This is a genomic window from Bordetella sp. 02P26C-1 (assembly GCF_009763255.1).
In the GTDB taxonomy this organism is placed as follows: Bacteria; Pseudomonadota; Gammaproteobacteria; order Burkholderiales; family Burkholderiaceae_B; genus Bordetella_A.
Map to the genome: position 1 here is coordinate 32818 of NZ_WSJB01000021.1, position 21470 is coordinate 54287.

The window sequence follows — 21470 nt, forward strand, 5'->3', positions numbered from 1 at the left end:
TGAGCGGCCCGCCGTGGCCGCGAGCAGAACAACGTAAAAAGGAGATCTCCATGACTGTCACTACCCGCCGTCAATTCCTCGGCTCCCTTGGCGCGCTGGCCGGCGCCTTCATGTTGCCGGCCGTGGCTCGTGCCTCGGACGCCTATCCACAACGGCCGATCGAATTGATCGTGCCGTTCGCCGCGGGCGGTGGCACGGATGTGCTCGCACGCGCCTTGGCCGAGGCGGCACGTCCTCAAGTGGGCCAAGATCTGATCGTGCTGAATCGTGCGGGCGCCAGTGGCGCTGTCGGCTGGACCGAACTGGCCAATGCCAAGCCGGACGGCTATAAGGTCGGCATTATCACCGTCGAGTTGACCATGATTCCGCATATGGGCATGACCAAGATCAACTCGGATGCGGTGATCCCGGTGGCGCGTTTGAACGCCGACCCGGCCACGATTGCCGTGCGCGCGGATTCGCCGTTCCAGACAATTGAAGACTTGATCGAGGCCGCCCGCAAGGAACCGGACGCGATCACTGTTGGCAACGCGGGTCCCGGATCGCTAGGCCATCTGGCGGCCGCCGCGCTGCAAGACAAAGCAGGTGTTCAGTTCAACCATGCTCCTTACCGTGGCGCCAATCCTGCCGTGCTGGATTTGTTGGGCGGGCACATTCAAGCCGTCGCAGTGACCCCTGTGGAGGTGGCCAACTACGTGGCCGCGGGCAAGATTCGTCCGTTGGCCATCATGGCCGATAAACGGATCGGCGCGGGCTGGGAAAATGTCCCCACGCTGCAAGAGCGCGGGATCGATCTGCTGATCGGCGGCTGGCGGGGTCTGGCCGTCCCGCGTGGCACGCCAGACGCCGTGGTACAGAAACTGCGCGAAGCCATGGCGACGACTCTGCAAGCCCCCGCGCTGCGCAAAACGATGGCCGAACTCAACATGGGTGAAGGCTATCTCGACCAGGCCGATTTTCAGGCCGTGATCGAACGCGACAATGCCGTGTTCAAGGCGCTGGTCGACAAGCTCGGTATCAAGGCCTGATAGTGACGAAGCGGGGATACGCGCTGAAAGTCGTAGTTCCCGCCGCCGAAGATACTTGCGCTGAGCCCCATGACCCGCGGTTTCGGTGCAGGCCTACCAAAAACCAAGTAGCCGCCACCACAACATACCCACGGTTGCGTAAATAACGAGTTCAATCACGCACATGGTGAAGCCGACACGCCACCATGTGCCTAGCGGGACGTAGCCGCTGCCGAAGATAATGGGCGATGTGCCGGTGGCGTAGTGTGTGAGCGTCATCATGATCGTGGAGCCCGCCACCATCATCAGCAGAAACGGCACCAGATACTCGGGCGGGACCAGCGCGGCGCCCACGCCCAGGAACGCCAGCATCATCGCACTGATATGCGCCGTCGTACTGGCAAAGAAATAGTGGGAAAACACGAATAGCAGCACCAGCAACGTCGCTGCCCAGTACCACTCCATGCCGGAGGACACGATGCCGTTTTGCAGGCCCGTGGAGAACCATTGAATCACACCGGCCCGGTTCAACTGCTCGGCCATCATCACGAGCGCGCCAAACCAGATCAGCGTATCCCAGGCGCTTTTCTCGGACAGCACATCATCCCAATTGATGGTGCCGGTGATGATCAGAATGGACAGCCCTATGAACGCCACCACTGTCGGGTCCAGCGTAAAGGCCGGTCCAAAAATAGCGGCCGGCACATCGGCCCACAATATCAGCAGTGTGGCAAAGGTCCCCAGCATGACTTTCTCGCCGGCGGATATAGGCCCCATGTTTTTGAGTTCTGTCTTTGCATAGCCGATGGCGTCGGGGGTGGCCTTGACCTGTGGTGGGGACAGCCACATCATCAGCAAGGGCATCAGCATCAGGCATACGAGTCCGGGCAGCAACATGCATAGCGCCCAAGTCGTCCACGAAAGCTTGAAACTCTGATCGGTCACGCGCGCTACATAGTCCACGACGAGCGGATTCGGTGCGGTCGCGGTGACGAACATGCCCGAGGTGATCGTATTGGCGTGCATATTGACCAGCGACAAATACGTACCCATCTTGCGTTCCGTGCCTTTCCCCGGATCGGAGTCGAACGCCGTCGCGATCGAGCGCATGATGGGATGCACAATGCCGCCGCCGCGTGCCGTGTTGCTGGGCGTGAATGGGGCAAGCACCAACTCGCAGACAGCCAGACCATACCCGATGCCTAGCGTGCGTCGCCCTAGTGCCGAGATAAACAGCAAGCCGATGCGCTTTCCCAGACCGGTTTTCTTCAACCCGCGCGACACGAGTACGGCGACCACGATAAGCCAGATCAAGGGGTTCGACAGGCTGGAGAGTGCGTCCGAAATGGCGCCTTTGGACGATGTCGAGGTGACCTGCGTGACAGCTACCGCGGTGATCGCCATCATCGCCAGCACGCCGATGGGCATCACCTTCAGAATGATCGCCAGGATAGTCGCGAGAAACAGCGCCAGCAGCGTCCACGCCTTGTCGGTCAGTCCGCCAGGCGTGGGGGCCAGCAACATGGCCGCCAGAAACACGGCGCAGACAAGCGCGGGAATGAGCCGGAAGGACACTCGTTTTTGTATATCAGCCAGCGCGACTTGCAATCGACGAATCATGCAGGGTCCTTGTGACGCGAAATGGGTGGCGCGACGCGCCGATGGCATAGCAGCCGCAGCATTATGAGCGAGCCTGCGCGCGACTGACAACGCATCTGCGGGCGGACAGCATATATCGGACCCATCGATCAGCGCCTCTTCGCCGCCGAGATGCATTATGCTAATCTGCAATGGCAGGTTGCGTTACACCACCCCGTAACGCCGCCAGCGACGGCCTTGCGTGCGGTTACCCCCGCGCGGCGGGCTACGGCAGAAAAAGAGCGCGTGACACAATCAAAGCGTGGAGACATTTCATGAGCCAAAACGGCCCACTACGACTGCATGTCCCCGAGCCCACCGGGCGTCCGGGTTGCCGCACCGATTTTTCCTATCTGCGCCTGTCTGCGGCGGGCGAAATTCCCAAACCTCCGATCGATGTCGCCGCCGAAGATACGGTGGATCTGGCGTATCGGTTGGTGCGAGTGATCGATGATGACGGCGTGGCGCAAGGCCCCTGGGCACCGCAGTTGGATGACCAGACGCTGCTAAACGGCATGCGCGTCATGATGAAGACGCGGCTCTTCGATGCGCGCATGCTCAATGCCCAGCGTCAGAAGAAGATCTCTTTCTATATGCAAAGCCTGGGCGAGGAAGCCATCGGCGTGGCGCATGCCCTGGCGCTGGATCGCGCGGATATGTGCTTTCCAAGCTATCGGCAGCAAAGCATTCTGCTGGCGCGCGATGTCTCCTTGGTGGAGATGATGTGTCAGCTGATGTCCAACGAACGCGATCCGCTGCATGGGCGTCAGCTGCCGGTCATGTATTCCAAACGCGATGCCGGATTTTTTTCCATTTCGGGCAACTTGGCCACGCAGTTTATTCAGGGCGTGGGCTGGGCGATGGCCTCGGCGATCAAGGGGGATACGCGCATTGCTTCCGCCTGGATCGGCGACGGGGCCACTGCCGAGGCAGACTTTCATACGGCGCTGACTTTCGCGCACGTGTATCGCGCGCCGGTCATTTTGAACGTGGTCAACAATCAATGGGCGATCTCCACCTTTCAGGCCATCGCTGGCGGCGAAGGCGCGACCTTCGCCGGGCGAGGGGTAGGCTGCGGCATCGCGTCTTTGCGGGTGGATGGCAACGACTTTCTGGCGGTGTATGCCGCAACGCAGTGGGCAGCCGAGCGCGCGCGTCGCAACCTCGGCCCGACGCTGATCGAATGGGTCACCTATCGCGCGGGGCCGCATTCCACTTCCGACGATCCCTCTAAATACCGTCCTGGTGACGACTGGAGCCATTTCCCGTTGGGCGATCCCATCACGCGCTTTAAACAGCACCTTATCCAGCGCGGTATCTGGTCCGAGCCTGAGTACGAGCAAGCCCGGGCAGAGCTCGAAAGCGAAATCATGGCCGCCCAGAAAGAGGCCGAACAATACGGCACGCTGCTCGATGGCCATGTGCCGAGCGCGGCCAGCATGTTCGAGGACGTGTACGAGCAGATGCCGGCGCATCTGCGGCAGCAACGCCAGTCGCTGGGAGTGTGATCATGACGCACGAAAAGAATGGCGGTCCGACCACCATGTCGATGACCATGGTCCAGGCATTGCGTTCCGCAATGGACGTGATGCTGGCGCGCGATGAGAACGTGGTGGTGTTCGGCCAGGACGTAGGGTATTTCGGCGGCGTGTTCCGCTGCACCGAAGGGCTGCAAGCCAAGTATGGCACTTCGCGGGTGTTCGATACGCCCATTTCCGAGGGTGGCATCGTCGGCGTCGCGGTCGGCATGGGCGCATACGGTTTGCGCCCGGTGTGCGAGATTCAATTCGCGGACTATTTCTATCCCGCTTCTGACCAGATCGTGTCGGAGGCGGCTCGGCTGCGCTACCGCTCGGCCGGTGAATTCATCGCGCCCCTGACCATACGCATGCCGTGCGGCGGGGGGATTTATGGTGGGCAGACGCATAGTCAGAGCCCGGAGGCCATGTTCACCCAGGTTTGCGGGCTGCGTACCGTATTGCCGTCGAATCCCTATGACGCGAAAGGCCTGTTGATCGCTGCCATCGAGAGCAATGATCCCGTCATTTTTTTAGAGCCAAAGCGCCTGTATAACGGCCCGTTCGATGGTCATCATGATCGCCCGGTCACGCCCTGGAGCAAGCACCCCGCCAGCCAGGTGCCGACCGGGTATTACACCGTGCCGCTGGAGTCCGCCGCGATCGTTCGTCCCGGTGAAGCGTTAACCGTATTGACCTACGGAACCACGGTACACGTGGCTCTGGCCGCTGCAGAAGAAACCGGTCTCGATGCGGAAATCATCGACCTGCGATCGCTTTGGCCGCTGGATCTGGACACCATTGTGGACTCGGTACGCAAAACCGGCCGATGCGTTGTCGTGCATGAGGCCACCCGCACCTGCGGGTTTGGCGCCGAACTGGTATCGCTCGTGCAAGAGCATTGCTTTCACCACCTGGAGTCACCTGTTGAACGTGTGACGGGTTGGGACACTCCCTATCCCCATGCACAGGAATGGGCGTATTTCCCTGGCCCCGCCCGCGTGGGTGCGGCGATGCAACGTGTGATGGAGGCATGACATGGGTGTGCATATCATCAAGATGCCTGACATCGGCGAAGGCATTGCAGAGGTAGAGCTCGTCGGCTGGCAGGTAAAGGTGGGTGATAGCGTCACGGAAGATCAGGCGCTGGCCGAGGTGATGACCGATAAGGCCACGGTAGAAATTCCGTCGCCCGTAGTGGGCAAGGTGATCGCATTAGGCGGTCAGGTCGGTGACACCATGGCGGTGGGCGCGGAGCTGATCCGGCTGGAAGTCGAGGGCGCGGGGAATGTGAAGGCCGAGGCCGATACGGCGAAACCGGATACGGTGTCAGAAGTTCAGCGCGCAAATGGCGCCGGCGCTGAACGGAAGAAAGAGGGTGACGAGCCCGCGCGTCGGCCCGAAGCGGCCGCGGATGTCCCCCGCACGATGTCCGCCGACGAGCCGTCTCTCCCCTCCAGGCCTGAGCCGGTGTCGCGCCCCGCGCCGCGCCAAGCGGGAGAACGTCCGTTAGCCTCGCCCGCTGTGCGCAAGCGTGCGTGGGATCTCGGGATCGAGCTGCGCTACGTCGCCGGATCGGGTCCCGCTGGGCGCATTCAGCACGAAGACCTGGACGCGTATCTCCAAGGCCAGAGCGCCACGGCGCCCGTGGCACCCGGCGGTTATCGCGAGCGACACGAAGAAGAAGCGATCCCCGTCGTCGGCCTGCGCCGCAAGATCGCACAGAAGATGCAGGAGTCCAAGCGCCGCATCCCGCATTTCAGCTATGTCGAAGAAATCGACGTTACCGCGATCGAACAACTGCGTGCGCAGCTCAACACCAAGTTCAGCGCCTCGCGCGGCAAACTCACCTTGTTGCCCTTCATAGCGCGGGCGATGGTGCTGGCGTTGAGAGACTTTCCGCAGATCAATGCTCGCTACGATGACGAGGCCGGTGTGGTCACGCGTTATGGCGCTGTGCATCTGGGCGTGGCGACACAGACCGATAGTGGTTTAGTCGTGCCCGTGGTGCGTCACGCCGAAGCGCGCGATGTGTGGGGTATCGCGCGGGAAATCGCGCAGCTGGCTCAAGATGTACGCGTGGGCAAGGCCGCGCGTGACGTGTTAAGCGGTTCGACCATTACGTTGAGCAGCCTCGGACCGCTCGGAGGCATCGTCAGCACGCCAGTCATCAATTATCCCGAAGTAGGTATCGTCGGGGTTAACCGTATCGTTGAGCGACCCGTGTTTCAGCACGGCACTGTGGTGGCGCGTCAGCTGATGAACCTGTCGTCGTCATTCGATCACCGCGTCGTTGACGGCATGGACGCCGCGCAGTTTATCCAGGCGGTGCGATCGTTGCTGGAGCAACCAGCACTGCTGTTCGTGGAGGCGTAGACGATGCGCGAGATTCTTTCTACGACGCTGCTCATCATCGGTGGGGGCCCCGGCGGCTACGTTGCGGCGATCCGCGCCGGTCAATTAGGCGTGCCCACGATAATAGTCGAGGGCTCGCAACCCGGCGGCACGTGCCTGAATATCGGCTGCATCCCCTCCAAAGCCTGGATCCACGCGGCTGGCGAATACGAGCGCGCGTGTCAGCAAGCTCACGGTTCGACGCTCGGCATTTCGGTGCAGCACCCGTCTATCGATATCGCACAAACCCTGGCGTGGAAAGACGGCATCGTCAGCCGGCTAACGGCAGGCGTGGAAGCGCTGCTGAAGAAAGCCGGGGTACGGTTGGTTCGCGGTTGGGCGCGCGTGCTGGATGGCAAGACGGTGGAGGTGAAAACGGATGAGGGCGCACAACGCATTCAATGCGAACATCTGCTACTCGCAGCGGGTTCGGAGCCGATGCCCTTGCCGTCCATGCCTTTCGGCGATCGTGTGATTTCCTCAACAGAAGCCTTATCCCCGCGCCAGATTCCAAAGCGTCTGGTGGTGGTGGGCGGCGGCTACATTGGCCTGGAGCTCGGCACGGTCTATCGCAAACTCGGTGCAGAGGTCTCCGTCGTTGAAGCGCAGGACAGGATTCTGCCCACCTATGATGCGGACCTGACGCAGCCGGTCAGTAAAGCGCTTGGCAGGATGGGCATTACGCTGCACCTGAAGAGTAAGGTCCTGGGTCTGAATGCGGCGGGCGATGCGGTGCGCGTGCAGGGTGAGACTGGCACGGAGACGCTACTGCCCGCGGATCAAGTGCTGCTTGCCATCGGACGACGTCCACGCACGCAGGGGTGGGGTCTCGAATCGCTGCAGCTGAGTCGCTCCGGTAATGCGTTGCGTATCGACGAACAGTGCCGGACCTCGATGCGCAATGTCTGGGCGATTGGTGATATCACGGGCGAGCCGATGCTGGCACACCGCGCGATGGCGCAGGGAGAGATGGTGGCCGAGTTGGTCGCAGGACGCAAACGCCGTTTCACGCCTGCGGCGATTCCTGCCGTGTGTTTTACTGACCCAGAGATTGTCACTGCGGGGCTTGGGCCATCGCACGCCAAAGAGGCGGGACTAGACTGCATCGTCAGCCAGTTTCCGTTTTCCGCCAATGGTCGTGCGATGACCTTGGAGTCGAACGAAGGGTTTGTGCGTGTCGTGGCGCGTCGCGACAACCATCTGATTGTCGGTTGGCAGGCCGTCGGGCGTGGCGTGTCGGAATTGAGCGCGGCATTTTCGCAGTCGCTCGAGATGGGGGCGAGGCTGGAGGATGTGGCGGGCACGATCCACGCGCACCCGACTTTGGGCGAAGCGATACAGGAAGCCGCATTGCGCGCGCTGGGACATGCCCTGCATCTTTGAACGGCGAAGTGCTGGGGGTCAATGGGGAAGCGCACTGACGCTTCCCCACAGATCTGCGGCCTTAAATTGATTCACGGCGGGCTGCTTTGAAGGCGCTTAATTCGCCTGAATATTCGCGCTCTTGACTACCGTTTCGTAGGTCTTCAGATCTTCCGCGATTTGTTTGCGGAATTCCTCGGGCGTATTGCCCGAGGCCGTAATGCCCAGCCCGGCGAGCCGCGCCTTGGTGTCCGGATCGTGCACGACATCGTTTACGGCTTTCTGCAGCTTGGCGACGATGGCAGGTGGCGTCTTAGCCGGCGCGAGTATGCCGATCCAGGAATTCACCACAAAGTCCTTCACACCCGACTCTTTGATCGTGGGCACGTCGGGCAGCGATGCCAGCCGTTCGTCGGTGCTGACGGCAATCGCCTTGAGTTGTTTGCGATCGACATAGGGATAAGCGCCCGCTACCGCTGTATAGAGCAAGGGCAGCGTGCCGCCCACCACGTCGGCCATGGCTTGTCCACCGCCTTTATACGGAATGTGTTCAAGCGCAATGCCCGTGCGTTGACGCAGCAACTCACCGGCTAAGTGCGGTGTGCTGCCCACGCCCGCGCTACCGTAAGAAATGCCTTGTGGCTGGGTTTTCGAATACGCGATCAACTCTTGCAAGTTGGAGGCCGGCACCTTGGGATTGGCCACGATGATCAGCGCCGCATCGCCGATCTTGCTGACCGGGGCGAAGTCCTTCAGTGTGTCAAAAGGAATGTCTTTATGGACATGCGGATTGATCACCAGCGTGCCGTCAAAGCCCAGCACCAGCGTATAACCATCCGGGTCAGCCTGTGCCGCCATTTGTGTGCCGATATTGCCCGAGGCGCCCGGCTTATTGTCGACGATCACCTGTTGGCCCAGACGTTGCCCCATCTTTTCTGCGACCAACCGAGCACCAGTGTCGGATACCCCGCCGGGCGCGAACGGCACGATCAACCGTATGGGCCGCGAAGGATACTGGTCCGCCGACTCTGCTGCCAGCGTGGGTACCGTACCCAACGCGAGCGTGGCGCCGAGCGCGGCCACAACGAAACGGCGACGGGGTGAAACGACGCGATCGATTTTCATAGTTGTCTCCTAGAGTTATGCGTTTGTTGTTGTGTGGTTACTGCGGGGGATACTGTCGTCGCAGCCACGCGATGCTGCGTCCTCCTAGTGCTCTACCGAGTTGTGATTCAGCAAAGTCGATCGCGTGCAGCAGCCCCGGCAACGATATGCCGGTCGTCAGACCACTGCGTTCGGCCATCAGCACCAGGTCTTCTGTCGCGGCGTTGCCCGCAGCACCCGGAGCAAAAGGGCAGCCGCCGATACCGCCTACGCTCGCATCAAAACGGCGCACACCCGCTTCAATCGCAGCCCAGGCGTTTGCGGTCGCCATGCCGCGCGTGTCATGAAAATGCGCGGCCAGCTTCTCTACGGGTAGCGCTTGCGCCAGCGTCTCAAAATGATGTTTGACCATGCCGGGAGCCGCCGAGCCGATCGTGTCCGCAATGATGATCTCCTCTGCGCCGGCCTCGTGCATCCGGATTGCCAACGCCACGACGGTATCGAGGTTGGTGGGCCCCTCGAACGGACAGTCGAACGCCACGGCCACATACGCGCGGCGTCGCAGCCCTAACTCGCGCGCAGCCAGCAGGGCAGACTCGGACACCCGCGTGGCGGTACCGAGGTCCATATTGATGTTCTTCTGATTCATTGTCTGTGTCGCCGACAACACGACCGCGACTTCACGTGCACCCGAGGCATGGGCGCGCTCCAACCCTTTCTGGTTTGGAATTAATGCTGATGCGCGCAGCTCGGGCAGCTCGCGCTGCACCCGCGCGATCACCTCCGCCGCGTCGGCCATTTGCGGCACGGCTTTAGGCGAAACAAAGCTTGTTGCTTCGACACTGCTGACGCCAGCGTCATGCAACAGCTTGATTAGCTGCACCTTCGCGTCTGTGGGAAAGGGCACCTGTTGATTCTGTAGTCCATCGCGTGGCGCGACATCGGTAATGATCAAGCGATCTTGCGACATGGCGGGCCCCTCAAGCAATGACGTTTTGAGTCCGCAGCGCGCTCAGGCGCTCTTCGTCGTAGCCGGGCAAGCTGCGCAAGACGTCCTCGGTATGTTCGCCCAAAGTGGGCGGACTACCGTAGGCACGCGCGGGGTCCGCGGATAACTTAATCGGATTGCCCGGCATCTGAATGGTCTCGCCGGTTTTGAGCGGCACATCCACCACCATGTCGCGCGCGCGTACCTGCGTATCGTTGAGCGCTTGACGGAAATTGTTGACCGGCCCGCAAGGTATGCGCGCCGCAGACAGCTTTTCCAACCAATGCGCCGTCGGTTGCGTGCGGAACTCTTTGCTGACAATGGCGTCGATCTCCGACTTGGCGGCGAACCGCCCGGGCTGCTGATCGTATTCCGGTCTGCGTAGCGCGGGCAGATCGATGCACTCGAGAAAGCGCTTCCAGAATGCGTCGCCGATGCATGCGACGATGATGTGACCATCCGCCGTGGGGTAACTGTTATACGGCACGTGTACGAAATGGCCGTTCCCGATTCCCTCGGGCACAATGCCCGACATCAGATGCATAGTCGCCATGTAGTTCAGCAGCGAAATCTGTGCATCGAGCATGGACACATCGACATGCTGTCCGCGGCCGGTGCGTTCGCGTTGCGCGATAGCGGCGAGTACACCCATCGCGCCGAATACCCCGCCACCCAGATCGCCGATAGGAATGCCACTGCGGGTCGGCCCTGTCTCGGGTGTCCCGGTGATCGACATGCCGCCGCCCATCGCCTGGACCACTTGGTCGAATGCCGGACGCTGTGTTGCCGGACCCGTGCTGCCAAAGCCAGTCACCGAGCAAGTGATAATGCGCGGATTGACGGCCGATAGTGCTTCGTAGTCGATGCCCAGACGCTTGGTCACACCCACGCTAAAGTTGTCGAAAACCACATCTGCATGGCGCACCAGGTCCATGAAGACCGCCAAGCCGGCTTCGCTCTTCAGATCGATGCACACGCTTTGCTTGTTGCGGTTGAGCGTCAGGAAATACGCCCCCATCCCGTCGCGCGAATAATCCGGGTCGTGTTCGAGCAAGCGCCGGGTGCCCTCGCCAGTGCCCGGTGGCTCCACCTTGATCGTGCGTGCGCCCAGGTCCGCCAGCAGCATGGTTCCATATGGGCCCGATAGCATATGAGTCAGATCCAAGACGGTGATGTGTTCGAGCGCCAAAGTGCACCTCCAATGCAGCAGTTACTGTGAGTGCTGTGGGTACCGCAAACCTTATGCCAGTTTTTCAGCGATCGTAAGGCGTTGATAAATAAAGAATTGGAAAAATTCGGCGTCACGCGAACGTCTCATGAGACATAATTGAAACGCCATTAATGTCGCGACGAATCAGGATGAGCTATCCCAATTTTTCCAGGCCGGCCGATCTGCCGAGGATCTGTTTCATGAGCTATAGGCAGATCCGCGAGTTCGCGATGCCCGTCGTGGCCGAGTACTCCAAACGCGCTCACATCGAAGTCGTGGACGGCACGTTTGGTGGGGCACTGGCAATGGCGCGCGACCGGCTTGATCGCGGCGTGGTTGACGCATTTGTCAGTGCGGGGTCGAACGCGAGCATTCTGCGCGCCGGGCTGCAGGCGCCTGTGGCCACGATTCAACTGAGTGGCTTCGACCTTTTACAAGCCTTGATTCAAGCGCGCAGAATTGCGGATCGCGTGGGCGTGGTGATGTATGGGCAAACGATTCCGGAGCTGGACGCCGTCAAGGAACTGCTCAATATCGAGATTGTTCAACATGCGTATCAAACACCGGATGATGCCAGGCAGCGATTCGAACAACTGCGGCGTGAGCGATTCCAGGTCATCGTAGGTTCGAGTCTGGTCGTGGAGCTGGCCGAGCAGGCTGGTCTGCACGGACTGCTGGCATATTCGTTGACCAGCATACGCAAGGGATTCGAGGATGCTCTGGAGCTCGCGCGCGTGGCCCGACTGGAGGCCGGCCGGGTAGAGCAATTGAACGGGGTGCTGCACAGCTTGCAGGATGCCGTGCTGGCCGTGGACCGCCATCATCGCGTCATCGCCATCAATCCGCCCATGCAACGCCTGCTGGCCCCGGGAGGTGCGGATGTCACCGGCCGCCCGCTGGATCAGCTGCGCCCCGAACTGACGCTGCGCGCCACACTGGAGACCGGCCAACAGGAAAGCGCCGGTCTGCAGCGCTTCGGTGGGCGCGATTGGATCGTCAATCGCACGCCCATCCGCGAACGTGGCGCCATCGTGGGGGCGGCGTTGACGCTGTATGACGCTGGCCGCATCCACGAGGCCGACACCAGTCTGCGCGTGCAGCAACGGCGCAGGCAACACACAGCCAAATACCGATTCGATGCGCTCATCGGGCAGAGCCCGACTTTTCAGCGTGCCGTGCAAACCGCGAGGCGTTATGCACGCACTGACCTGACCGTGTTGATCGCCGGCGAGAGCGGCGTAGGCAAAGAACTGTTCGCGCAAGCCATTCATAACGAGAGCCGACGCGCGGATCGACCGTTTATCGCGGTCAACTGCGCATCGTTTGCCGAGTCGTTGCTCGAGAGCGAACTCTTCGGTCACGAAGAGGGTGCCTTTACGGGGGCGCGCCGCGGCGGAAAGCGCGGATTGTTTGAGGCCGCCCACACCGGCACGCTGTTTCTCGACGAAATCGGCGACATGCCTCTGCCATTGCAAAGCCGTCTACTGCGCGTGCTGCAAGAACGTGAAATCACGCGCGTAGGCGCTACAGCCGCCATCCCTGTCGATGTGCGCATTATCGCGGCCACTCATCAACCGCTGCAGGAGCTGATCGCCCAGCGCCGTTTCCGTCAAGACCTGTACTACCGCATTAATACGCTGCGTGTGGCCGTACCGGCGTTACGCGACCGGCCGGACGATATCGGTGCGCTGCTCCATGCTCTTGTCACGCGCTGCGTAGTCCGCCTGGGCGACACGGTGCCCGACGATATCGATGCGCGGCTCGCGCCGTGGCTGCCGCGCCTGCGCCGCTACGCTTGGCCTGGAAACGTGCGGGAACTGGAAAACATGAGCGAACGCATCGCGGTATTCCTGTCCCAATACGGGCAAGGCGAACCCATCGATCACGAGGCGCTCCGGTACGATTGCCCCGAGCTGTATGCGGATCGCCCTGACGAACCAACAGAGCAACCCGGACTGGGTTTGCGCGAGCGCGCGCTGCAGTCGCTACAAGCTGCGGGAGGCAGCCGCCAGCGCGCGGCGCAGCGGCTGGGAATCAGCCGTTCGACGTTGTGGCGTTGGCTGAATTCAGATCAATGATTCGCCCGAGGTCTCGGCGACAGACCGTGATTCCTCACAATGCAGGCTTCGGCGCAGGCATCAGCATTGCGTTTTGCGCGGGCAAACGCATGGAGACAGCGGCGGCAATCAACAGAATCGCACCCGCGCTGCCAAATGCCACCCAGTGCGTCCCAAACGCTTCAAAACCCCACCCGCCAAGCCAGGAACTGATCATCGCGCCAACCTGATGGCCCAGGTACGCACAGCCATACAGCACGCCGACAAGCCGCACGCCATAAATATCGGCCAGAATCGCCGAAGACATGGCGATGCTGCCGGCCCACACGATCCCTCCAATCGCGGCGGTCAGGTAAAGCTCCCAGTGGGCGCCCACAATCAACAGCGCAAAAAAGCCCAGCCCCCGGATCAAATAAATTGCCGCGAGAATTTTGCGGCGTGGCAAAGTGTCCGATATCCGCCCAAGCACCAGCGTGCTGAAGATCGCGACCAGCCCGATGAGCCCGATGCCAAGCGAGCTCGTCTTGGCATCGAAGCCATGGTCCATCAGCATCGGAATGCCGTGCGTACCCAGCAGATTCATGCTGAACCCGCAGGCAAATAATCCCGCGGTGATCTGCCAGAAGGGGGCGCTGCGGGTGGCTTGGCGAAAAGTCAGGCTCGGCGCATTGGCTGTGCGAGTCGTAGCCGGCTTGCGCGCAATCTGTTCAGCCGTCAGATCGGCGTTTTCTGGTGCCTGATCGCGAATGACAAAACAGGCCACCGGCACGGTGATGACCGTGAAGATTCCCGCGAAACCCATGAGCGCGGTCTGCCAGTTCGTTGCCTCGATGGCAAAGGTCAGCACTGGCGTCATCACTGCGATGCCAGCCATCGAACCGGTCGATAAAAAGAAGAGCGCCATGCCACGTCGCCGCGTGAACCAGCGCGTCAGCACCGGCGTCAACGCGACCGGGCTGGTAAAGCCCAATCCCACCGAAAGCAACACGCCAAACGACATGAAAAAGCCGAACGTCGTTTCAGCGTTGACGGCCCAGATTGACGATAAGACCACGATTGCTGTGCCGAGCAACAGCACAAACCGCGTGCTGCATCGCGCCACCAGCATGCCGGCTATCGGCATTGCCAGGCCATAGCACAACATGCCTATCGCGATAATTCCCGATAGCAAGCTACGGCTTAACCCCAGGTCTTGCGCCATGGGCAGAAAAAATGGGCCTACGCCCATGCGCATGCCCACCGTCAACAACGTCAGCACCGTGGCCGCTGCCACGATGTTCCAACCAAAATACCAACTGCCGCGATACCCGCTAGTCAACGCCGTCTCCCTGTTTACGCAAGCTCTGTCGTCCTGCGCCCGGGCCATATTGTCGACGATTTTATGGGGCGGCGCATCGGGGGCCGCCCGTTTTTTATACGGTGCGCGACAGCGTGCTCAGGGCACCAGCGATAACCCTATACGGAATTGCGAGCGGTCACGCTGGTTGTATCCCAACAATGTCTCGCCATAGCCATTGAAATACTGCAGATGCACGTAGCCGTTCATATTGAGCCAGGTGCGCTTGAGCGGCCATGCGAAATCGAGCTGCGTCGTGCGATGCCGGCTCGCACCTTGCCGATAGAGCGCCGACACCACCGCGCCGTTGTCTTGCGCCCAGCGGACTTTCCAGTCCACATGACCAGCATAATCGGAATAATCCTTGTTGTCGTCCTCGACGGCGAAATAAGCCTTGATTCGCGGGGAAAACGTCAGCGTGCTACCGCTGTCAAACCGATAGTTGATGGCCGGCTGAATGTACACGTCGTTCAGCGAGCGCGAATCGTCCCCGTCCTTGCCATTGGAAAGATGCTCCACACCCGTGTTCAGACCCAGCCGCCAGCGCTCACTCGCCGAGGTCCAGACTTTTTCGTTGAGCCAGAAGATACTGGGATTGAAGCTGGTGTCGATAAACGGCATCGAGTCACCCTGCAGATCCCAGAGCGACTGTTGGGTATAGCCAAGGTAGAAGTTCTCGCCAAACGTGGGCGCTCGCCCATCGGCGGGGTGGAACAGTCGATACTTCGCGCTGATCTGGAAACGCGCCGTCGTGCCCCCGCGAGTTCCGATATCGAAGTAAATCGGTTCATACGCCGACAAGGCGCTGCGAAAGGCGTCGAATCCCGAGGTTGGAGCCGGCCAATCTGCCTGCACGGTGTCTGCCGGCGCAGGGCCCGCGTCCGGATGCGCGCCAGCGGCGGCGACGACAGCGGGTGGCACAGGTTGCCCGGTATGCGGGTCCACCACCGGCACGGTGGCAGGCGTGCTGACCAGCGTGCCGTTATCTCGGTTCGTCACTTCCAATGCCATCAACGCCGGCTGGCCCTCAATCGATACGGCTTGCAGACCGTCAGCTGTGGCAGGCACGACCGTGCTCCAGGTCATACGGGCGAAATTATTGACCGGGATATCGAATTGCGTGTTGGCGGTGGCCAGCTTGGCGAGGCTGCGCACCACGCGCCCGTCGGCGCTGCGCCACTGAACGACCAGATTCTCGGGCGCACGCCAGTTGGTCATCGCTGTGCCATCGTTGAACAGCACTGCCTGAATCTGCACGGTTTCGCCCGCCGCCGCGGTGGGGCGTTCAAGCTGATATGAAATTCCGGCTGCCGCCGGCGCGGCCGCGACGAATATCGCCGCCAGCAGCAAGGGGCGCACCGCGCCAATAGAATAAAGAGAGGCCGAAGACATACACATAGGGTGATATAGCGACGAGGCAATGTAACATCCTCTACCTTCTTGTCGGCAACCGCTTGTAAGCGTGCGGCAATATTGCATCATTGGGGCAAGAAGCGGACGTGGCGTGGGTTTTCTTACGCTATTTAGCGATTTCGCGCGGTGCCTCGCGCCACGGTACAATTGCCGCGCGTTATCATACGCGCGGCCTCCCCGCCCTTAGCTCAGTTGGATAGAGCACTCGCCTTCTAAGCGAGCGGTCACACGTTCGAATCGTGTAGGGCGGGCCAGCATGCCTCTCGCTGGCTCATCAGCAGGCCGCTCGCCCCTCTACAGATAGGGCGACGCCAGCCAGATCACCTTGTTGCGCAAACGCTTGATAAAAGGCTCGTCATAGAGACTCTTGAGCGTCACTTGGCGAGCCTTGGCGATTTGCGCATCAATGCGGTTGGCAATCCATTGCGCGATCTCGTGGTCGTAAACCTCGGTATCCAGCTCGAAGTTCAGGCGCAGACTACGGGGATCGAGGTTCGACGAACCTACATACGACCACGCGCCGTCTACCGTCAGCAACTTCGAATGATCGAACGGCCCGGACGAACGCCATACGCGGCAGCCGGTGCGGATGATTTGATCCAGTTGCGCCGTCATGGCGTAGTTCACTAAACGCAGATTATTGCGGCCGGGAATCACCACATCGACCCGCACGCCGCGCCGCGCGGCCGTGGCCAGTGCGAGGATAAGCGGCTGATCAGGCAGGAAATAAGGCGACTGAATGCGGATGTGGTGTTGCGCTACCGCCAGCGCGCCCAACAGCATATTTCGCGTGCTCACCATCGCCCGGTCGGGCCCCGAGGGCACGCAGCGCAGCGGCACCGTGCCGGCCGCGGTGGCCGCTGGCGGCACGAACCAGGGTTCGCCGATCAGTGGCTCATGAGTGGTGAAATTCCAGTCATGGGCGAAGACCGACATCAGTTGAGCCACCACCGGGCCTTCCATGCGGAAATGCACATCGCGGTTCGTCTGATCGCCTGCGATCGCGGTCACGAAAGCAGCACGCACATTCATGCCGCCCGTAAAGCCGATGGTGCCATCGATCACCATGATCTTGCGGTGACTGCGTAGATTGGCGTAGGGCATGCGCAAGACGCCCAGCGGATTCGTCATGAACAGCGCCGTGCGCACGCCGGCGCGATGCAGCAATCGGACGATCGGAGGGCGCGAATATTTGCTGCCGATGGCATCGATCAGTACGCGCACCTTGACACCGCGCTCATGGGCTTCGATCAAGGCTTGCGCCATTTCCCGCCCGATCTGATCGTTATCGAAGATATAGCTTTGCATCGCGATGCAGTGCCGGGCCTCACGGATCGCCTGCATCATGGCGGGATAAGCCTCGTCGCCGCCGGCCAGTGGCGTGATGCTGTTGTCGCCCACGACGGGGAAATTGCTGATCGTATCGCCCAGGATTCTTAACGAGGCGAACTGCCTGTCCGATGCAGGCACCACGTCTTTGATGGGCACTTGAGGGTAGGTGGCATAGCTATGCGGCGTTTCGTCGCGTTGTTGCGACACGCGCGTATGACGGATACGGTTGACGCCCGCCACGAAATACAGCAGCGCGCCAAACAGCGGCGAGAACAGCGTGACCGCCACCCAGCCAATCGCGGCGCGCACATCCTGTTTGGTCATGGCGGCATGCACGGCAGCCCCCGTTCCGGCCAGCAAGCTGACCACGAAAACCAGATGCGGCCAGTACGCCTGTAGTAGTTCGACAATACGATCCATAGGAAACACGGAATGATTCTCTCTGTACGGCCGAGCGCGATGCCGGCTCGATTAGGCCGTGAGGATACCAAGTCCGGACAATTCCTGACACAGATGTTGAAAGCAGATTGCGCTTTACGACACCTCGAATCACCTGCTTGGCCAATTCCGGGTACCCTGACTTCAAACATTACGGAGGTGTAGAAATGCGATCGATTATTGCGGTATCACTCGTCGCGGCGCTTGCCGGTTGCGCGACCACCCGAACGGACTTGCCCACGCAGAGCAGCGTGGACCTAAGTAAATACGCCGGAACCTGGTACGAACAGGCGCGATTGCCCAACCGGTTCCAGGATGACTGTGCGTCGGATGTGCAGGCCGATTATGTGCTGCGGGAAGACGGTACGCTGGGCGTGACCAATCAGTGCAAGAAAGCGAACGGCGAAACCAAGGTTGCCACGGCCCAAGGCCGGCTGAACCCCTCTGTACAACCGCCCGATCCCGCCAAGCTTCAAGTGCGATTCGCGCCTGCGTGGACATCGTGGCTGCCTTGGGTCTGGGGGGATTATTGGATTATCAAGCTGGCCGGCGACTATGAATATTCCCTGGTGGGTACGCCAGATCGCGAATACCTGTGGGTGCTGACTCGGGAGAAAGACGCCGACCAGGCGCGCGTGGATGAGCTGCTGGACTATGCGCGCACCCAAGGGTTCGCCGTGGATAAGATGGTGCGCCAGTAACTAGAGCGCCGGCCGCGCGCTGGCGCTACGGCGCCAGCAGAAAAAATAAACCCGCCTGCAGTTTTCACTGGGCGGGTTATTTGCATCCTCGAACGAATGGCATGGCATTCGCGAGGAATAAAAACTGGGGTGGCTGATGGGGCTCGAACCCACGACAACCGGAATCACAATCCGGGACTCTACCAACTGAGCTACAGCCACCGCTGCACTGCAAAGAGGCCGAATATTAGCATGAAAAATTTGAAGTAGGCAAATGAGGGTGGAATTTTTAGCTTGACCGAGCCTAGGCACGTCTCGGGAGGGCCGTCTATGCGACAGGCATAGACGGCCGAATCTGCAAGCTGGTTACAAAACTTATCCGACATGTCACGAAATGCCGGGTATGCTGCCTCACTAGAGAGGGCATACGAGTGCACCAGAATAATCTGATTTACAAGGGATACCGCCTGACGGCCAAAGTCAGCCGCGGCGCACCTGGCGATAACGCGCCGGCCTCCGGGTCACCGGTATTCACCGCGTCCGTGGTCATCGTGCCTGCCGGGGCGGTGCAAGACACAGGCGATGAATATGCCGTTCCGGGCTTTGCCGAAGGGCAGGTGGTCTATAGCCCCCGCGAGGCCGTGCATGTGGCGATCAGCCACGGCTGCGCCATCGTTGATGCACTGACCGGCGTCGCGGGATAGCGCATCAATGCGCGAAAATCTCTGACCAGCTGCGCGCTTTGCCCAGCGGTCGGACAATGGCGGACTGCTCCAGGATAGAAACCGCCTTGTTGAATTCCTCGGCCGTGGCGCCGTCTTCGAGGATCACCAGGCGCCCGTTGTCCGCATCGGCCATTTTCACATCCGACATTTTGCCGTGCGTCTGATAGACCTGCGTCCAATCGATCTTCTTGCCTGCCTTGAGCGCGATGGGTTCGATAAACGTGAGCGATTCACCAGAGGCGCTGCGCACGGCATAGGCGAACTCGGCGGTATGGCCGCTGCTGCCGCGTGCGCGCGCACCATGCACCAGACGGTCCATCCCCACCGCCTCGGCAAGCGTGCGGCCAACCTCCGCACGAAAACGCAGGCGGCTGAATTTAGGCATCCATTGACTGCATTGAAAGGTCAGTGCCGTCGTCAGCTTGATCGCATCCCACAAGGCGTCTTGCAGCTGCGATTGAGGACCAGACGCGGTGATCGCGCCGTTGTGATCAAAGCGCGCGAGGCTCAAGCCAGGAATCTGGTTCAGTTGTTCCAGGCGCTTGGCATGCAGTTCGACGCCATAGGTCGCGGCATGCATGGCGGCTTCGCCCGCATCGGTCAGGAAAAACGTCTCGTCGTCCGGACGCGCGATGTAGAAACTGGCATGCTGGCCGTCCAAGCCCATGGCAACGGGCGTGATCGCGCGTACGGCGCGTTCTCCGGCGGGGACAACGGTCCAGCCGGCGGGGGGCAGAAATGCGGTCATATCAGATGAGCAATTCAATCTGGCGGCCTTTGAGCGGATGGGCAAAGCCACCCGGCAGGGTGAGGTTGGCGCGCTGCAGAAAATAAGGGATCAAGGTCGCGATGTCGTTCAGCGCCGGCTCGATCGGCTCGGCATACCCTTCGCCTTCATGATGCCAGATATGCAAATGAGTCCGTTGCTCCAGCACCTTGCGATACAGCGGCAAATCCGAACCCGAGACATTCGTGTGATAGGCATCGTTGGTATCGATGCCCAGCACGCGATGCGGGCCGATAAACAGACTGGCCGAACAGGCCGCCGGCAGCGTGATGGCCGCCTGTCCATATACCGCCGTGCGCGCCGGTCGGTAAATGGCGCGAAAAATAATGTCGTCGCGTGTCTCGCCGCGCAATCGGCACGAGGACACGAACTCCATCCATTGCATCTGGCCGGGGGCAGGGCGATGCACCCAGGTCACCGCTTTGGCGGTTTCCTTGGGCTCTGCCAGGATTTCGCGGACTTCTGCCGGGGTAATGAGGGGGGCTTGCTTAGTGGCCATGCGCCGTTACGGGGGCTGTAGTTCAGCGGGCACCCGAAAAGGGTGCCCGAAAGGGCCGTAATATTACAAGATCGGCGCGTGGCAGGCAGGCAATACGGCCTTAAAGTGTTTCCGCCGAGAACGTATCGCACTGGCGCAGGTCGCCACTATCGAGGCCGCGCTTGAACCATTTGACCCGCTGCGCCGAGGAGCCATGCGTGAACGCATCGGGTACGACATAGCCCTGACTTTTCTTTTGCAAGGTGTCGTCGCCGATGGCGGCGGCAGCGTTCAAGCCTTCCTCCACATCGCCGCTTTCGAGAATATCGCGCGCCTGATCGGCGCGGCGCGCCCATAGTCCGGCAAAGCAATCGGCCTGCAGCTCCATGCGCACCGATAATGCATTGGCCTGGGACGGCTGTCGGCGACGTAGTTGATCGACCTGATCCGAAATGCCCAATAAATGCTGTACGTGGTGCCCGACCTCATGCGCAATCACATAGGCCTGCGCGAAATCGCCGGGCGCATTCAATTTGCGCTCCATTTCATCGAAGAAGCTCAGGTCGATATAGACCTTGTTATCGCCGGGACAGTAAAACGGCCCCATGGCCGACTGGCCGGTACCGCAAGCGGTGGGCGTCGCGCCTCGAAACAGCACCATCTTGGGCGCGATATATTGCCGATTAAGATTTTGCCGAAAAATATCGTTCCAGATGTCTTCGGTTTCGCCTAACACTTGCGCGACGAACTTGGTTTGGGGATCATTGGCGGGAGGCTGCGTCGACGTCTGTTGTTGTACTGGGGCATTTCCATCCGCCATTTGTAGAACCACGGAGGGGTCTACACCAAAATAAATTGCCACTAGTGCCAGTACGATGGCGCCGATTCCCATTGGCCCGCGACGGCCGCCAAACCCACCGCCTCCAAATGATGGTCCGCTAGAACGACGATCCTCGATGTTGCGGCTTTCCCGTGACTTACCCATGCGCATGTTGATTCTCCTG

The 21470-nt window shown here is 60.7% G+C and carries 18 protein-coding genes and 2 tRNA genes; 9 read left to right on the forward strand and 11 right to left on the reverse strand.

Annotation, left to right across the window (positions count from 1 at the left end):
• Window positions 1–50 precede the first annotated feature (50 nt).
• Complete coding sequence (locus tag GOQ28_RS12235; protein ID WP_160356651.1) at window positions 51–1028, forward strand: Bug family tripartite tricarboxylate transporter substrate binding protein; 978 nt, start codon at window positions 51–53, stop codon at window positions 1026–1028.
• Window positions 1029–1121: 93 nt separating this feature from the next.
• Here GOQ28_RS12235 and GOQ28_RS12240 read toward each other — a convergent pair whose 3' ends face one another.
• Window positions 1122–2627: a DASS family sodium-coupled anion symporter gene (locus GOQ28_RS12240; RefSeq protein ID WP_160356652.1), complete on the reverse strand. Its 1506-nt coding sequence runs from the start codon at window positions 2625–2627 to the stop codon at window positions 1122–1124.
• Window positions 2628–2920: 293 nt separating this feature from the next.
• Here GOQ28_RS12240 and GOQ28_RS12245 point away from each other — a divergent pair, with 293 nt between their 5' ends.
• From GOQ28_RS12245 to lpdA, 4 genes are read left to right on the forward strand one after another with little or no spacing between them, the layout of a single operon-like run.
• Window positions 2921–4153, forward strand: a complete 1233-nt coding sequence (locus GOQ28_RS12245; RefSeq protein ID WP_160350067.1) for a 3-methyl-2-oxobutanoate dehydrogenase (2-methylpropanoyl-transferring) subunit alpha — start codon at window positions 2921–2923, stop codon at window positions 4151–4153.
• 2 nt (window positions 4154–4155) lie between these two features.
• A complete protein-coding gene (locus tag GOQ28_RS12250; RefSeq protein ID WP_236844323.1) occupies window positions 4156–5199 on the forward strand; it encodes an alpha-ketoacid dehydrogenase subunit beta in 1044 nt (347 codons plus the stop codon).
• A gap of 1 nt (window position 5200) precedes the next feature.
• Window positions 5201–6538 carry a dihydrolipoamide acetyltransferase family protein gene (locus tag GOQ28_RS12255; protein ID WP_160356653.1) on the forward strand — a complete coding sequence of 446 codons (1338 nt, stop codon included), beginning with the start codon at window positions 5201–5203 and terminating at the stop codon, window positions 6536–6538.
• 3 nt (window positions 6539–6541) lie between these two features.
• A complete protein-coding gene (gene lpdA, locus GOQ28_RS12260) occupies window positions 6542–7939 on the forward strand; it encodes a dihydrolipoyl dehydrogenase (protein ID WP_160356654.1) in 1398 nt (465 codons plus the stop codon).
• A gap of 96 nt (window positions 7940–8035) precedes the next feature.
• Here lpdA and GOQ28_RS12265 read toward each other — a convergent pair whose 3' ends face one another.
• The 3 genes from GOQ28_RS12265 to GOQ28_RS12275 are packed head-to-tail and all read right to left on the reverse strand — an operon-like array spanning window position 8036 to window position 11199.
• Window positions 8036–9043 (reverse strand): Bug family tripartite tricarboxylate transporter substrate binding protein, encoded by a 1008-nt coding sequence (locus tag GOQ28_RS12265; protein ID WP_160350064.1) that lies wholly within the window; start codon window positions 9041–9043, stop codon window positions 8036–8038.
• A 37-nt stretch (window positions 9044–9080) separates the two neighbouring features.
• Window positions 9081–9992 (reverse strand): hydroxymethylglutaryl-CoA lyase, encoded by a 912-nt coding sequence (locus tag GOQ28_RS12270; RefSeq protein WP_160350063.1) that lies wholly within the window; start codon window positions 9990–9992, stop codon window positions 9081–9083.
• Between the two features lie 10 nt (window positions 9993–10002).
• A complete protein-coding gene (locus GOQ28_RS12275; protein WP_160356655.1) occupies window positions 10003–11199 on the reverse strand; it encodes a CaiB/BaiF CoA transferase family protein in 1197 nt (398 codons plus the stop codon).
• A gap of 170 nt (window positions 11200–11369) precedes the next feature.
• On the opposite strand from GOQ28_RS12275, the gene prpR reads away from it, so the two are divergent.
• Complete coding sequence (prpR, locus tag GOQ28_RS12280) at window positions 11370–13298, forward strand: propionate catabolism operon regulatory protein PrpR (protein WP_160356656.1); 1929 nt, start codon at window positions 11370–11372, stop codon at window positions 13296–13298.
• Window positions 13299–13332: 34 nt separating this feature from the next.
• Here prpR and GOQ28_RS12285 read toward each other — a convergent pair whose 3' ends face one another.
• Window positions 13333–14595, reverse strand: coding sequence for an MFS transporter (locus GOQ28_RS12285; protein ID WP_236844325.1), 1263 nt, complete (start codon window positions 14593–14595; stop codon window positions 13333–13335).
• A 117-nt stretch (window positions 14596–14712) separates the two neighbouring features.
• Window positions 14713–16005, reverse strand: coding sequence for a phospholipase A (locus tag GOQ28_RS12290; protein WP_160350060.1), 1293 nt, complete (start codon window positions 16003–16005; stop codon window positions 14713–14715).
• Between the two features lie 198 nt (window positions 16006–16203).
• On the opposite strand from GOQ28_RS12290, the gene GOQ28_RS12295 reads away from it, so the two are divergent.
• A tRNA-Arg gene (locus tag GOQ28_RS12295) sits at window positions 16204–16280 on the forward strand.
• 40 nt (window positions 16281–16320) lie between these two features.
• Here the strand turns inward: GOQ28_RS12295 and cls are convergent.
• Window positions 16321–17778 (reverse strand): cardiolipin synthase, encoded by a 1458-nt coding sequence (gene cls / locus GOQ28_RS12300; protein ID WP_160350059.1) that lies wholly within the window; start codon window positions 17776–17778, stop codon window positions 16321–16323.
• A 185-nt stretch (window positions 17779–17963) separates the two neighbouring features.
• Between cls and GOQ28_RS12305 the strand changes: the two genes are divergently transcribed.
• A complete protein-coding gene (locus tag GOQ28_RS12305) occupies window positions 17964–18497 on the forward strand; it encodes a lipocalin family protein (RefSeq protein ID WP_160356658.1) in 534 nt (177 codons plus the stop codon).
• A 125-nt stretch (window positions 18498–18622) separates the two neighbouring features.
• Here the strand turns inward: GOQ28_RS12305 and GOQ28_RS12310 are convergent.
• A tRNA-His gene (locus tag GOQ28_RS12310) sits at window positions 18623–18698 on the reverse strand.
• A gap of 209 nt (window positions 18699–18907) precedes the next feature.
• Between GOQ28_RS12310 and GOQ28_RS12315 the strand changes: the two genes are divergently transcribed.
• Window positions 18908–19180, forward strand: coding sequence for a hypothetical protein (locus tag GOQ28_RS12315; RefSeq protein WP_160356659.1), 273 nt, complete (start codon window positions 18908–18910; stop codon window positions 19178–19180).
• Window positions 19181–19184: 4 nt separating this feature from the next.
• On the opposite strand, the gene GOQ28_RS12320 is transcribed toward GOQ28_RS12315, so the two are convergent.
• The 3 genes from GOQ28_RS12320 to ypfJ all read right to left on the reverse strand — a co-directional run bounded on the left by GOQ28_RS12320 (window position 19185) and on the right by ypfJ (window position 21457).
• On the reverse strand, window positions 19185–19949 hold the full coding sequence (locus GOQ28_RS12320) for a DUF1828 domain-containing protein (RefSeq protein ID WP_160350056.1): 765 nt from the start codon (window positions 19947–19949) through the stop codon (window positions 19185–19187).
• A gap of 1 nt (window position 19950) precedes the next feature.
• Complete coding sequence (locus GOQ28_RS12325) at window positions 19951–20487, reverse strand: hypothetical protein (protein ID WP_160356660.1); 537 nt, start codon at window positions 20485–20487, stop codon at window positions 19951–19953.
• A gap of 100 nt (window positions 20488–20587) precedes the next feature.
• Complete coding sequence (ypfJ, locus tag GOQ28_RS12330) at window positions 20588–21457, reverse strand: KPN_02809 family neutral zinc metallopeptidase (RefSeq protein ID WP_160356661.1); 870 nt, start codon at window positions 21455–21457, stop codon at window positions 20588–20590.
• Window positions 21458–21470: the final 13 nt, after the last annotated feature.